Consider the following 14802-nt stretch of genomic DNA (forward strand, 5'->3'; position numbering starts at 1 on the left):
GAAATGATTTAACAATGATGAATAAACCAAATTAATCCCCTGACAGCCCTCATCTTGTTCAGTGGCGAAAAGAGACTCCAGGCAAGTGTCATGTCATCGCACTAAGAAAATCACAGATTGTAGAATTTTTAGCAAAACAGACATTTGCTATGCTGCACGGGAAATAACCACAAACACACCAAGGGATTTGTATGTTTGATAATGATACTAAGGGCGGCAGTCTGCGCCTGATGACATTGGGCGAGATTAATATGGCGAAGGAAATTTTTCGCGACACGATCATCTACCCGAAAGTGTGGATCCATAAAGGCAGTTACTTGCCTTTTGGTCTGCAACTCAAGCGGGTCTCTATGTCACCCAATGGAGAAATGTACTTTCGAGATGAATACAGCCCTGATTTTTCTAAAGCCGATATAAGAAGGCAGCATACTTTTATCCATGAACTGTCACACGTATGGCAGTACCAGCACGGCATGAAGGTCAAATTACGGGGCCTGGTCAGTTGGATGGCAAAGTATGAATATGCTTTAGACAGCTGGCCACTTAGCACTTACGGTATGGAGCAGCAGGCACAGATTATTGGAGATTATTATCTACTTACGCAGTTCAATGGCCGTGCTTACTGGAAAACAAACAGGGGTTGTACTAACAGTGATGATTTATCCGATGATGAGTTACTAAAACAGTATAAATATACGCTGCGAGCCTTTCCGTGGAGCCTGTGATGACAATAAAAAAAGTGCTGTTTCCCGCCCTGATTGCCTCGCTTCTTACCGGCTGCGGGTGGATGGGCCATTACAGCCCCCCCAATGAGCTCGGACAGGTGTCCCTGACAAATGCCGGAGTGTGTTTCCAGATTAAAAATGCCAGCGACTATTATGCTCATTATCTGGTTATCAGAGAGAGTCGTGCACCGGAGATGTCTGGCTTCAACAGAGAATTCCCCGCTTTAAAAATTGCTAATGATCAGCTCTGCATTCCTGAAACGTATTACAAGTTCCCGAACTCAGGCGCCAGGCGGGTTGATATCGCTTTACGCTCACCCACTAAGAAGATGAGACGCCGTTATATTGTCTCTGAATTCAACATGGTCAACGGTGAGCCACACCCCTTTGCACCGAGTGAATATTCCATACCCCAGCCCGACGTGGAGGATTAGCCATCATCGTGAGCCGGGCATCGCATAGCGCAGCATTTCACTGTCATTGATGCCCCGGCACGGAGCAATCTGAAAGGCGGAAAAAGGAAGGTACTTTGAAGATGACCTGGCTATAATACCCGGCACTCAACCTAAGATGATTGAAGGAATTCATAATGAGCTTGAACCTGGTACCAGCGGGTAAAGACCTGCCAGATGATATCTATGTCGTAATCGAGATCCCGGCAAATGCCTCTCCAATCAAATACGAAGTCGACAAAGAGACTGGCGCACTGTTCGTTGACCGTTTCATGGCGACAGCGATGTTCTATCCGTGCAACTACGGTTACATCAACCACACCCTGTCTCTGGATGGTGACCCGGTTGACGTCCTGGTGCCAACACCCTACCCGTTACAGCCTGGCTCTGTGATCCGCTGCCGTCCGGTTGGCGTGCTGAAAATGACCGACGAATCTGGCGAAGATGCCAAAGTTGTTGCGGTTCCACACAGCAAACTGAGCAAAGAGTACGAGCACATCCAGGATGTGAACGACCTGCCAGAACTGCTGCGCGGCCAGATCACCCACTTCTTCGAGCAGTATAAAGCGCTGGAAAAAGGCAAATGGGTTAAGGTTGACGGCTGGGAAGGCGTAGAAGCCGCTAAAGCGGAAATCGTTTCCTCCTTCGAGCGCGCTGCGAAGAAATAATCTTCCGGCACAGCTCGCGCCAGTGAAGATTCTCTTCCACTGACGCCGAAAAAACACCGCCACGGCGGTGTTTTTTTATCCCGCTTCTCCGCTATTCGATAATCGATACCGTAATGTCGTTCCCCGGCCGATAATCATCCTGGAGAGCAAAGAGCTGGTCCGTGAACACAGGATGCAACGTCACAATAAAGTTTAAATGGCGCCCCGCGTCGACAATCTCGATCTCACTTCCTGGCAGCAGCGTGCCTGTTTGTCGGCTAACGTCACTCTTTTGCCCTGCGAGTGAAGAGAGATCGCGGTAAGCCGTCGCACGATCGTCCAGCATCAGCGCAGAAATATCTGCCTCAAGTTCACCGTCGCGACCAAAGGCGAACTGCCGCTGACTGCCGCTAATGTCAGTGAAAGCCAGTCGAATTTTCCGGGGTTCATCGCACTCCACCCTGAATACGGCTGCACGCGATGTCAGGTGATATTTCCCATCAGGGCCTCGTGTGACCTGGGTATTTATCCGGCCATAATCCAGCATCCCCGTGCCCGTGCTGATGCGACATTCAGCCTGAACCCACCCTGAACATAGCAGTAGACTGACCGCCATCAGACGCATCCCTTGACGGCGGTGCGGGCGCGAACGTTTCCTACAGTCCATTTTCCGTTCCTTCATGTGTTTCCCGTTGAAAGCTGGCGATGCAGCAGAGAAATTAACCTTGATGCTCCAGCGGTTGTATAAACAAACCCGCGACATAGCCATATTTTGACAGGCTCTGGATTTGGATCTGCTTGCTGTTTTTCAGAGCAGCAGCATCCTGGCCCTTAACGGTCAGCGTTTCGCCGGGAAGAATATAGCTTTTACTCAGCATGATATTGTTCATCGAGGGCAACAGCACGACGGTCTGCGACAGCCGCACCACATAACGACTGGGGTTAGCGATGGTTAACACACCACTCGTTTCCGAAAATTTCAATGCTTCCCAGGGATCTGACTTCATTGGCAGACCGGCAGGATGAATAATGATCGGGAGGTCCTGCCTGAGGCTCAAGCCCACCGTATTCTTGCCGCTCAGTGCTTGTAGTGGGATCCCTTCCAGAATCACCCGCTTCATATGCTCGGTCTTGAGCGGCCCCCGGCTGTGCAGTAAGAAGCGTAGCCGCTGGGTCTGCCCCGCTGCCAGCCTGGTCACCGGCTGGGTCACCAGCAGCTGAGGCTGGGGATCGTCCGGCAGGCTGTAGACCTTCACATACAGCAGTGCCTCGTAGTCTGCGGTATTGGTAACGTTCAGGCTTCCGCCTTCTGCCTCTTCATTAATCATGATCATAGAGGTTTCAGGCTTCATCACCGCCCCCGCCGGATGTGCGATGGACAGCGCCAGCAGGCTACACAGTATGTATTGACCCACAGACCAGGATTTGCAACTACGGATGATGAAAGCCATCAGAGATATACAATATCGAAGGTTGCACTGCCGGCAATCGTCACTTCATCCGATGTTCCAAGGGTATCAAGGGCGACGACCCAGGGGGTGACATTGATATCAAAGACCACATTTTTTGCCGGGATCGGCACCCGCAACATATCGGAGGTGAAAGACACAAGCTCCTCTCCCTGATACTTCCACAGCACGCTTCCCTTCGCCTCTGCCCAGCTTTTCCCTTCATCGGCCGAGAGGGTGAGTTTCTGCATAGGATGCCCGTCCACCATGGACCTGTCCGCCGGGGTATGGATGCGGTATGCACCGATATTTTTTCCCGCTTCGGTAGCTCCGAGGCTGAAACTGGTCTCCGCCGCTTTTCCGTCAATCTTCGCTTCCCCGGCTTTTTCAGCGATATCTCTGGCCCTCACGGCAAACAGCGTGGGCGTTTCGCAGCTGATATTCAGCTTAATATTCTTCGTCGCCAGTGGGGTGGATTTGGAGGATGAGAGGCTGGCAGCGCTAATCTGCTGCCAGTCGAGTATGCCCCCGCCATCAAAATGAATATCACAGGAGGCGGGCTGAATAGTACCTCGTATCTGCAACGTGGCCTGGGTGCTGGCGGGAACCGCAGTACTGAGCACCATCCCCGTTAGCAGGGTGATACCGGAAAGCATTCTTTTCAGTTCCATTGCACAATTCCTTTTTAAGACACAGGTCACAAGCTAAATGCAGACACCGCTCATTTTCTGATAGGGACCGCCATCCTCTGGCTGATCGTCCAGCTGATAGGTGAAGCTGCAGCGCTTATCGCGCCCTGCCACATCAATCAGCAGTGTGGCTTTCTCGGGTGAGTTATTCAGGTAGACCAGCCCATTGTCGATGGCTATAGTCAACATCTCACCCTGGTGGTCCATCACCTTACTGCCACGCGGCAACGGGGTACCATCGCTCAGGGTAAGATCCAGCAGTACACGCCGACTGGTCAACACTGTGTAGTTAATGCGCTTCACGCTTCCCCGCGCAAGTGTGACGGTGTGGTGCCCGTTATTAACATCCGATTTTTTCGGCAATGTTTCCGTATTCAGATCAAGGTTTCCGGGCCGCCACGCCGGAAGCTGAGGCACCAGCGCCAGACCCCGCCAGTCCGTCCAGGTGGTGCCCCCGGGCGTGCTGATCGCCACGTTTGCCAGCCTTTCATTCATAGCGATCATGCCAAAGGTCTGTCCGACAGGGAGGGGGGAGAACAGGATATTTTTACCCACCATGGCGATGCCACCGCTACCGCTTACGGAGTAGTTGCTGGAATGATTGCCGCTGTGCCCTGCCGATGCAGAAAGATTGGTGTAATGCAGGTTGGCACTGAGCCCCCCTTGCACTGACTGGTTATGCTGTTTCAAATCCCGCTCTGTTGACAGGTTGTAACCCACGTCACGGTTAACAGGACCGCTGATCTCGCTGCCTAACTGGCTACGCTTTCTTGAGCTACGGTAATAGCTGTTGACGTATTGCTTGCCTAAAGGAAGGCTGGCGTTAACCGACAACTGTTTATTGCTTTGATATATGCCCGTGCTGTGGGAAAAACTCACCGTCAGTAGCATCTTTTTAATGTTGGTGCCCCAGCTCATCATATTGTAACGCGTCGTCGACATGGCTTTGCCAAAGCTGGTGCTTTCCGCGTGACTAACGGAAAAAGTGCCGAACCTCGGCGTCGCCCAGCTGGCTGAAAGCGTGTACTGCGTATTATCTTTATCGTAATAATCCTGGGTCGGCATACTGGCCTGATTGAGTGAGGCGTACGAGGGCGTGCTTTTACTGACGCTACCACCGATCGAAAAGGCTTCAGTAATCAGGTAATCTGCCGACAGCGACAGCCGCGCACTCCGTGCTCCGTGATAGCGGTCATTGGCCGCCGTCATTTGCGCAGCAAGCTGCAACCCCTGTGCCACCTGTTGCCCCACCGACAACGCGACGGATTGATATTTGTCCGACATCAGCAGGCCAGTCTGTGCCAGTAAGCGCCCCAGCGGTCGCCAGTTCTGATTCATAGTGAGTAAGCGTGGCGCCCCCGACCCGCCCCCGCCAATAGAGCGAAGCGTGCCCGTGGCGAGAGAAAAGCCCTGCATACCACGAGGGTTTACCCCCCTCATTCGGTTAGCAGGGACGGTAAACTGCTGTCGCTGACCGTTGGTTTCCAGCACGGTAATGTCCAGGTCGCTATTAAGGTTTTTTAGCGGAATGCGATCTAAGCGAAATGGCCCGGCAGGCACCAGTGTGTTGTAGATCAGCATACCGTACTGGCGCACTTCTACCCGCGCCTGAGGTGTGTTAGCAATACCTTCAACAACTCCCTGAGTTTCACCCTCCTGCTGGAATCCCTCATCCGGGATGATCTGGATGCCATTAATATCACCCAGCTCGAACAGCGTATTACTGACACCAATTTGCCCGATCTGGAAGCGCTTCTGCCAGCGTTCAAAGGTCCGTTCTGCATACAGTGAGTTCATATCAGAACTGAGCTTTCCATCCTGCTGACTAAACTGCTGCCAGCTGCGTACCATCCAGTTAGAGATATTGAAACCATCTTCCAGCGTCAGAAAGCTATAGCGATTCAGTGTGCCGGCATTCCGGTTCACCGAGCTGAAATAGTTATAGTTCAGCAGTGCTCCCATTCCCCCGGACTCACCCGTAATCTCTTTGTACTGCGGCTGCAACACAGCTTCCGGCACCACAATGCTGGCGGAAAGATTTTGGGTATCAAAACGAATGTTGATAGCAGGATCCTGCTGTACCCAGTCAAAACAGTCCGTATCAGGCAAAGGGTCACTGTTGGGCAGCTTTAACCCCAGCTGATTAAGCAACTCAGGGGTAAAGCACAATCCCCCCTTCGGGTTAAACACGACATCGAAGGCGCCACGAAACTCACCGTTAACGCTGATATCCACCAGCGCGGGCCCGGCGGGAAATCGTGATGAGTTGTCGAGAAGGGTCAGTAAAGCCGGGTCAATGCCCCTGGCTTTGAGGATCCTTTCAGTAACAGATTCATGGAGAACCGGAACGGCGGGAGAGTCGGAGGAGCGCTGAACTTTTTGCTGCTGCTGAGGATGTTCATTTTTTTCCTGCGCGCAAAGGTAAGTCGGTGTCAGGGCACCCGCCGTGAGCAGCGCGCAGTGGCATAATTTGTTTGAGGTAAAGCGGTAAGAACACGACACAGGTTAATCCCCGTGGCTGATGGGAAGCTCGACATTGCCAACCTCATACCCATACTGTGAAACGGTATCAATGCGGACGTTGGTGGCTTTTGCCAGCGCTTGTTTATCAGAAAACGCCACGGAGAGGGTTTCCCCCGGTAGGATGTAGCTCTTGTCCAGCGCCACTTTTGTATTGACAGGCATCAGGAGGAAGCTGGGCGCTAATCTGACCACCCAGGCACCTGGATTATGTATCGTTAGCTTTTCCTGTTTGACCCGCCACTGTAAATTTTTCCAGGGCGCGTTATTTTTCGCCAACCCGTCAGGATGAATAATCACGGGCAGATTCTGCCGTACGCTGATGTTGACACTATTACTCTCCCCGGTGGTGAGAGGAATACCTTCAAATGTCACACGCTTTATATGTTCGGTGGTGAGCGGACGATCGCTGGTTAAGACAAAACGGACTCGCTGAGTCTGGCCTGCCGCCACGCGCATTACAGGTTGCGTCACAATCAACTGGGGAAATTTATCATCAGGCAGATCAATGACCTTAACGTACAACAATGCGTCCTTATCATCGGTATTGGTGACGTTAATACTGCCGCCACCCGCCCCCTCCTGAATTAACACCAATGACGTTTTAGGCTGCATCACCGCGCAGGAAGGAAAGATAACCACTAATGAAAATATTGACAGGCATAGCCGAAAAAGTTTGATCAACATAGCATTCATCCATGAATTCTATAAAAAGCCACCGGCATGACTGACTCTGGCTTGTAACAGTGAACAGTACTGCCGGTGGCAACTTCAGTTAAATATAAACAACTTCAAACGTGGCGCTGCCTTTCAGGTCAACGTCATTTCCCCACGCAGGTTCAGAGACCGGGGCAATCCATGGACGAATTTCTAATGCAAATGATTTATTCATGGCGCTATCACGAAGATATTTAGTCTTGCTATCACTGGTGCTAATATCCAGCGCAGCATCATTACCGAGAGCGGAAGAAGGGAAGTATGCGTAATCTGCATTGGCAGGCTTTTCATTCCACTTGCCATTTTTGAAGGTGACTAATGCCGTTGCTTTGGTTTGATCAGAGGTACTGCCCGCGGTCAGTGCTTTAATGCTATAGCCACCGACAGGCGCATTTTTCTCAGAGACCGACGTGAAGTCAAAATAGCTGTCGCTCAGTGATGGATCGGGACCTATAGGTCTAACACCCTTCGTTGCATTATCAATGGCTTTGACGGCGAACATCATTTTTGCCGGGCAATTTACATTTAGCGTCAGCTGCTTCGCCGGTAACTCAGTGAACAGCTCATGGTGCAGCGAGGCCGGGTCAATATTATCCCAGTCCAGTGAAGCGGAAGGAAGTACGACATTACAAGCACCAGGCACGATGGTCGCTTTAACGTCAAGCGTTGCACTTCCACCCGCCAGCGCCTGCCCTGAAGCAATGGCACCAACAATCAATACAGCAAGAGTGGTCATCTTTTTCATATTAGATAATCCTTTATATACTATGGGTTTCGGTCATTACTCAGCCCGATATGGGCAGACATGACCTTCTTTACAAACAATGGCAAAAACTCTCTTTTCGCCACGCTCATTCGTTGGATGTTCCTTTTCCGATAAATGACAATGGAAAGACATTAAAAATGGCACATTAAATCATTACCATCACTTAAATACGTCAATTAGTTCTCATAATAACGCAATATGATAACGATTAAAGGAATAAATAAAACAACAACCAGGGGGTGGATAATAAACAAAAAATCAGAAATGACAATAATATAACTACGAAAAAAGGCCAAACAAAATATTACTCCATATGAGCACCTAAATTCAGGAATTAAAACCACAAAGACGCCTAACCCCTGCAAAAGAGAATAATTTCAATGAGAATTTAATAAGATATTACTTAGAAAATACACACTTATTATTTATAATAAGTGAACGCGTAATAGAATAATGTAAGCATGACATAAGATAAAGGTTAACAGTGAGGATTTAACAACATTATGGTTCAAAAAAACAAAGCCGCCTTCAAAGAAGGCGGCTTGTATAGTGTGAACCATCGAAAAATCGGCAACTACTCTGCATCTCGCAGCAGCCAGTCACCGCTGGTGATACGCTTTTTGCCCGTGACGGCACGCTGATAAACGTACAGCCAGGCACTACCGTAAGGGGTTTTTAACAGCTCGCGCTTGTATTCACCGCCTTTGGTTCTGAGCGCATCCAGTTCGCCCAGTGTTGATGCATCAATCCGGTAAACCTCACAATAGACCTGCCCTTCACCCGCCACGACTCCCGGGTAATGACCAAGATTGTAAAGTGCATAGCCGTCGATCTGATGATCGCCCAGCCACTGCCCGTTCGTCATCCAGTGACTGTTACCTTGCTTACGCCGCAGGCTACCATAGACAATTATTCGCATTGCTAGAACTCAAACTGATAGAGCACATCCAGTGCCTGATCAATACCAGACACGGCTTCCAAATAGAGTTTGGGCATCAGGCGGTAACGCAGCGTTAACGTCGCCAGTGAATCAAATATGCCAACACCGTATTTTACCTGTAGACCCGGCAGCACATAGCCGCTGACCTGCACTTGCTGGCTGTCGCCAACCCCTGCAGTATCCAGCGCCAGGTTACTGACACCAAAAGTCTCGCCAATTTTACCCACAACCTGACCACTTTGTGCAACCCCCAATCCTACCAGGGCTGAAGTTAATGCATCACTGTCGCTGCCGGTCGCCCCTAATCCCTGGCCACGCAGCAGATAAGAGAGTGCTTCCTGCTGTGATTTCGCCGGGTCAGAGAAGATTTCCACCTTAGGCTCGTCCGCCAGCCCGGTCACACGCACCCCGGCCGTCACATCATCTTCGGTGGCTTCCGGGTTACGAATCGCTTCAATATTCACATACGGCTGGTCCGGTGGGCCGGAGAATTGCAGCTCACCTTTACGGACGATCAGATCCTGACCGTATGCATGGAAGCGGCCCGATGGGATATTGATCTGACCATTCAGTCCCAGACCCCGTTTATCCTGCGCCAGTTTCAGATCGCCGTTCAGTTTCGCTTTCAAACCAAAGGCGCTCAGGCGCACATCGTTGCCAACGTGGATGATAAGATTACTGTTGATCGGAATGCCGCTGGTTTTCGGCGCAACAGGTTTCAGATCTTTATCCAGCAGCACTTCATCGGAGGAGACGCCCACGGCACTTTCTGGCACTTCCTGCACGGTGATGCGTGCCCAGGGAATATCCACGCGACCATCCAGATTGAACAGGTCCGGCGTGGCTTCAAACACCAGGTCCGGTGACACGTCCATCCGCACCATCGGCGGCACCGTCACCCGCACTTTATCGCCCTTCGCCGCAATGCGTGCACGCCAGGCATCAAGTTGATTCCAGTCGGCATCACCGTTAAGAGCGATTTGCCCCTGGGAAGTCTGAATCACGCCCTGGAGCGTCGAACTCATGCCATTGAAGGCCATTGTCAGGTTAGCGGTGGTGAGGTCAACCGGCATAAAGCTGCCTTCCACGTCAACGCCTCGCAGTCCCAGCTGGCCAAAGACCTGCGGTTTTTGCAGATTACCGCCCAGGCGCAGGTTACTGTTCAGCACCCCGGTGATTTTCTCCCCTTTCATCAGTGCCGGGTTCAGCATCGCCAGCGACAGGCTGGTGATATTGACGTTACCAGACAACGTGCGCCGCCCCTCGGGATCGGCAATTTGTACATTGCCATCCAGTTGACCATTATTCGCAATGCGGATCAGCCAGTCGAGCTGAGCACGACCATTTTTCAGTGCCGCATTCAGGTTCAGCGTACTGAAGGCGACGGGTAGCGTATTGCCCTGTACATCCTGCTCCACTTTCACGCCATTCCCTTTCAGGGATACGCGTCCCGTTGGCAGCGCGCCATCTGCAGTCCAGGCGACATCGGCATCGCCGCTGAACAGCCCGGTAAGCTGCGTAGCTTCAGGCATAAAGGGCTTGATCATCGCCAGATTAAAACGATTGAGCACTACGCGCGCATGGCCTGATGGCCCGGCTTCAATCGTCGTGGGTACGCACAACTCGGCATTAGGATTCTGCCAGCAGTGTGCGCCGATACTGACGGTCTGTTTCGCATTGAGGTAATCCAGCGCGATGGCGCGCGTTAAGCGCCATTCCCCCACCGGGGTGTCAAAGCGGGTGTTATTCAGGTTCCCCTTCCAGCGTTGTTCAGCTCGGTCGAAGCTACCGCTGAGCGCTAACTGGCCGGAAACCGGTTCGCCCTGCACGTTCAGCTTAAGCTGATGCTGTTTTTCCGTGCCGCTGGCATCCAGCGTCAGCAGATTCACCGCCAGCGCGTCCTGCTTCAGTTGTTCAACACGCAGTTTCAGTTTGCCCTGAATCTGTTCACCTGAACTGACGTCCCCTTCCAGTTTGATACGGCCAATGCGCATCGCCTGCCAGCGCAGCCCGGTGGCGGTCAGGTCGGCCAGCAGCTGTGGCGTTGTCAGGTCTCCCCGGGCACGGATTGTCCCTTTGGCAACCCCGCCAAGGCCCGGCAGGGCATTATCCAAATGCTGCGCATCAATGTCGGCATCCAGGTTCAGTTTATCGCCCAGCGACCCTTTCAGATTGACGTTGTTACGTCCCAGCACCAGCTTAATACCGGGAATATCCCACTGGCTGTAACTGTTGCCGTACAGTGTTCCGTCAGCACTGACCGCGTTATTACGTACGTTACCCTTGAGCTTCAGCTCCGGCACACGCATCTGCCAGCTACCGCCGTACAGGCTGCCCCGCGTGGTGATTTTACCGTCCAGCTTCGCGGGCCAGTCCGGATACTGTTTTGCCGTATTAATCCCGGATAGCGTCAGCTCACTGCGCCAGCTGATGGCTTTACTCCAGTCCACCAGTGCTGTCAGGTCGGTATTCCCCTGCAAGGCAGCCAGTCGCAGCTTGTCCAGCGAGAACTGCTCGATGTTCCCTTTGCCATTCAGCGTCAGTGTGGCAGGTGGAATGCCCTGCCCCTGGAGTGCCGCTTTCAGGGACATCACGTAGTCGGTGGCTTTGCCTTTAAAGCTGAAGTTGAAATTATCGGCCTGATACTGCGCCTGTCCATCCAGCGGCCAGCGCAGTTGCGGACTGTGCAGCGTCATATTGAGCGGTAAACCCGCTTCGGCAAGTTGTGTATCGGCATCCAGTTGCGCGCGAACCGGCCCGGAGAGATTCAGCCCCAGAGTCAGCGTATCGCGCAGGCCCCCACCCAGCGTCATTTTGATCTTCTCACCTTTGATCGGATCGACGTTAAGCTGGCTGTAGAGGGTGAAGTTGACCGGCCAGTTACCGCTCAATGTCGCCTGGCCCTGGGCATTCAGCTGGCCCTGCGGCGAGTCGACATCCAGCGCCAGCAGCTGTAGCTGGTTATTTTCGGTTTTCGCTTTCAGTAGCAGTCGCTCTACCGCAATATCGGTATCGCCCGTGATGCGCAGCTGCTCACCGAGCACTTCCTGCACGTCCACATCCAGCGGCAACGTAAACGCGGGCAGGTCAGGCAGCAAAGGTTTATCAAACATCGCTTTCAGCGTTTCACCCAGCGGCGCTTCATTGACGGCAGGTTGCTGAACTTTCGGTTGTACAACCTGTTCATTGGCGACGTTCACAGCTTTCGGCAGCGCAATCAACAGTCCCTGAATATGGGTCGGAGTCAGCGTCATTGCACGGCCCTGCCAGTGCAGCCCGCTGGTGAAATCTGCCAGCGAAATGGCGGTGTCGTCGATTTTAAGGTTGATGTTATGCAGGGCCAGCCTGCTGAGTGTGAGCGGGTACGGCGTGCTGATATCCCCCGCGCTGCTCTCTTCTTCTACTGGCGGATTCGCCGGAGGGGGCATCTTTTTGCTGTCCACCACCACGCTAACGTCCTTCAGAGAGAGATCGTTAACGCAGAGCGCGCTCTGTTTCAGGCAGCCCAGGCGCAGAGCCAGATGAAACTCACCGGCATTGACCGTTACGCCCGGCATCTCATACTTCACGCCGCTCAGGGTCAAATCACGCCAGCCGCCTTTCACCTGCTGGATATCCAGCCCCGGCACCCAGCGCGCGGCACCGTTCAGCACCAGATGCAGGCCAGTGGTGGTGCCGAGTAAGAAGGCAACGCCGCCAAACAGCAGCACAATAAAAATCAGAATGCCAATCAGGCCCTTTTTCCACCACTTCATAGTTCAGGCCCCAACCCAATGTAAAACTGAATATCCCGATCGTTTTGATCACCAATCGGGCGGGCAATGTCCACTTTGATCGGCCCGACCGGCGACTGCCAGCGCACGCCAAAACCCGCACCGGTTTTGAAATTACTCTGCTTGATGTCGTTAACCGCTTCACCCGAATCAACAAACACCGCCCCCCACCATTTACCCGTGACGTTGTACTGGTACTCCAGCGAACCGGTGGCAAGTTTTGATGCCCCGGTCAGCTTGCCTTCATCATCACGTGGGGAGATGCCTTTGTATTTGTAGCCACGAATACTGCGGTCACCCCCGGCGAAGAAGCGCAGGTCCGGCGGGACTTTTTCGAAATCATTGGTTTCAATCCAGCCAAGATTGCCACGCACGACAAAGCGGTGTTTATCCTGCAATGTGCGGATCCAGACGTTCTGAGCCTGAATCACGGCGAAGTCGATATCCGATCCCCAGGTGGTATCAGAGACATCCAGCGAGTAACGCTGTGAATCACCCCAGGTCGGCATCAGACCACCCCGTGATCGGGTACGGTTAACGCTGAGGCCCGGGTAAATCAGCATCGTGGTGTTGGTCACGCTGCCCTGGGTAAAGTGGTCGAGACTCCAGCGCAGGTTGACGGCACGCTGCCAGCCGCTGGAACTGTCCCAGTAGCGTGAGGCTGCGAGCGTAGTGGAGTCTGCTTTGGTATCGTTAAGATCGGTGCGTTTCAGACCGCCCTGCAACAGGTAATACTGCTCCAGCGGGCTTTTACGCAATGGCATTTTATAGCTGAAATCTAACTGCTGCTCCGGCGCAGAGATGTTCGCGCTGGTGCTAAAACTGTGCCCCCGATCATTTACCCAGGGCTTTTTCCATGTTGCTTTGACGCGCGGGCCGACGTCCGTCGAGTAACCCACGCCGGTTTCAATGGTGTTCTCGGTGCGCGGCGAAACGACGCCATGCAGCGGCAGCATCTTGCTCTCGCGTCCTTTGTCAAATTCAGGAGCAACGACAACCGAGTTAAACCATCCGGTTGCGGACAAACGTCGGTTAAGTTCGGCTAAATCACGCGAATTGTAGTAATCGCCCTTTTTAAATGGCACGAGGTTTTGCAGGTAGTCGTCGCGGATCTGCGAACCTTCGAAGCTGACCTCGCCAAAGCGGTAACGCTGGCCACTGTCATAATCGAGATCCCAGAATGCCTCACGCCGTTCAACGGAGACGCCCAGCTGGCTTTTGCGGTAATCACCGTCAAAGTAGCCTTTACGCAGCGCCATGTTGCTCAGGGAGCTTTTAAACTTATCGTAGTCACTGTGATTAAGCACGGTGCCCAGTTTGGGTTTACCGTCCCGCACCAGCTTTTGGTAGTCTTCATCCGTTCGGGCACCGCCACGCAGGATCACCGTTTCTCCGGCAATCTTCACCGGTTCACCTGGCGTAACTTTCGCCAGTAACACCTGCCGTTTTCCGCCAGCAGGCGGTGGCTGCAGTTCGAAATCGATCTGCGGTTCGTAGTACCCCAGCGCCTTCAGCCCCTCTTTCACCGCATCGCTGACGCGTGCACGAAAGCGACCGTCAGAGGTGACTTCGTCATTGGTAATGGTGGACAAACGCGCCCTGACGTTCTTCTGTAATTCCCCGGATAACCCTGTGACCTGCAAACGAACATTCGCAGCCTGAGTAACAGGCGCGACGATCAGCAGACAAGACATGCAATACACATGAATTCGTGGCACGCTTACTCCCGTTTTTATTGCCAGCCCGCAATCCACTGGGCTTACTCTGGTAAAAATAGTTCGCGAATGGTTCAGTTCAAAGGTAATGCATGCGCATCACCTTACTTATTATTTACGCGCGATCAACCCGAACCTAAGGCAAATTTTGTGCAACGTCACGCTACGTTACAACACAGATCGCGATTAGCCGTAAAAGGAGTGTAACGTGGTATCAGTATCAGACAAGTCTCAACCCATTTCCTGCTCCGGGATACCTGCTCACTCAGAACATCGTTGCCGCAATTGTAAGCGCTCGATGCCACAGCTATAATCTCCCCACAGACTGCTCCGCGGCCTGATTACCCTTCTGCTCCGGCACCAGCCGAACCGCAGACATTTTTGGCACGGATAGCCCTGAATCGCTGCAC

The 14802-nt window shown here is 52.7% G+C and carries 12 protein-coding genes; 3 read left to right on the plus strand and 9 right to left on the minus strand.

What is annotated here, in order from left to right; translation table 11 throughout:
* Positions 1-191 precede the first annotated feature (191 nt).
* From FY046_RS21645 to ppa, 3 genes are all read left to right on the plus strand, one after another.
* On the plus strand, positions 192-725 hold the full coding sequence (locus FY046_RS21645; RefSeq protein WP_133842527.1) for a type IV secretion protein Rhs: 534 nt from the start codon (positions 192-194) through the stop codon (positions 723-725).
* Positions 725-1159 carry a putative T6SS immunity periplasmic lipoprotein gene (locus FY046_RS21650; RefSeq protein WP_133842528.1) on the plus strand — a complete coding sequence of 145 codons (435 nt, stop codon included), beginning with the start codon at positions 725-727 and terminating at the stop codon, positions 1157-1159. The genes FY046_RS21645 and FY046_RS21650 overlap by 1 nt, the downstream gene beginning before the upstream one ends.
* Before the next feature lie 155 nt (positions 1160-1314).
* Complete coding sequence (gene ppa, locus FY046_RS21655) at positions 1315-1845, plus strand: inorganic diphosphatase (protein ID WP_133842529.1); 531 nt, start codon at positions 1315-1317, stop codon at positions 1843-1845.
* A 91-nt stretch (positions 1846-1936) separates the two neighbouring features.
* Here ppa and FY046_RS21660 read toward each other — a convergent pair whose 3' ends face one another.
* The 9 genes from FY046_RS21660 to tamA all read right to left on the minus strand — a co-directional run bounded on the left by FY046_RS21660 (position 1937) and on the right by tamA (position 14371).
* On the minus strand, positions 1937-2491 hold the full coding sequence (locus FY046_RS21660; protein ID WP_446186470.1) for a hypothetical protein: 555 nt from the start codon (positions 2489-2491) through the stop codon (positions 1937-1939).
* A 52-nt stretch (positions 2492-2543) separates the two neighbouring features.
* On the minus strand, positions 2544-3275 hold the full coding sequence (locus tag FY046_RS21665) for a fimbria/pilus chaperone family protein (protein WP_133842531.1): 732 nt from the start codon (positions 3273-3275) through the stop codon (positions 2544-2546).
* Positions 3275-3943 carry a DUF1120 domain-containing protein gene (locus tag FY046_RS21670; RefSeq protein ID WP_133842532.1) on the minus strand — a complete coding sequence of 223 codons (669 nt, stop codon included), beginning with the start codon at positions 3941-3943 and terminating at the stop codon, positions 3275-3277. Before FY046_RS21670 ends, FY046_RS21665 begins: the two co-directional genes overlap by 1 nt.
* Positions 3944-3976: 33 nt before the next feature.
* Positions 3977-6463, minus strand: a complete 2487-nt coding sequence (locus FY046_RS21675; protein ID WP_446186471.1) for a fimbria/pilus outer membrane usher protein — start codon at positions 6461-6463, stop codon at positions 3977-3979.
* 3 nt (positions 6464-6466) lie between these two features.
* A complete protein-coding gene (locus tag FY046_RS21680) occupies positions 6467-7168 on the minus strand; it encodes a fimbria/pilus chaperone family protein (RefSeq protein WP_159336807.1) in 702 nt (233 codons plus the stop codon).
* 88 nt (positions 7169-7256) lie between these two features.
* Positions 7257-7943, minus strand: a complete 687-nt coding sequence (locus FY046_RS21685) for a hypothetical protein (RefSeq protein ID WP_167864330.1) — start codon at positions 7941-7943, stop codon at positions 7257-7259.
* 595 nt (positions 7944-8538) lie between these two features.
* Positions 8539-8883: a gamma-glutamylcyclotransferase family protein gene (locus FY046_RS21690; protein WP_133842536.1), complete on the minus strand. Its 345-nt coding sequence runs from the start codon at positions 8881-8883 to the stop codon at positions 8539-8541.
* A gap of 2 nt (positions 8884-8885) precedes the next feature.
* On the minus strand, positions 8886-12659 hold the full coding sequence (gene tamB / locus FY046_RS21695; RefSeq protein ID WP_446186472.1) for an autotransporter assembly complex protein TamB: 3774 nt from the start codon (positions 12657-12659) through the stop codon (positions 8886-8888).
* Complete coding sequence (gene tamA / locus FY046_RS21700) at positions 12656-14371, minus strand: autotransporter assembly complex protein TamA (protein ID WP_446186473.1); 1716 nt, start codon at positions 14369-14371, stop codon at positions 12656-12658. Before tamA ends, tamB begins: the two co-directional genes overlap by 4 nt.
* Positions 14372-14802: the final 431 nt, after the last annotated feature.

This window comes from Erwinia sp. 1181_3 (assembly GCF_052824965.1).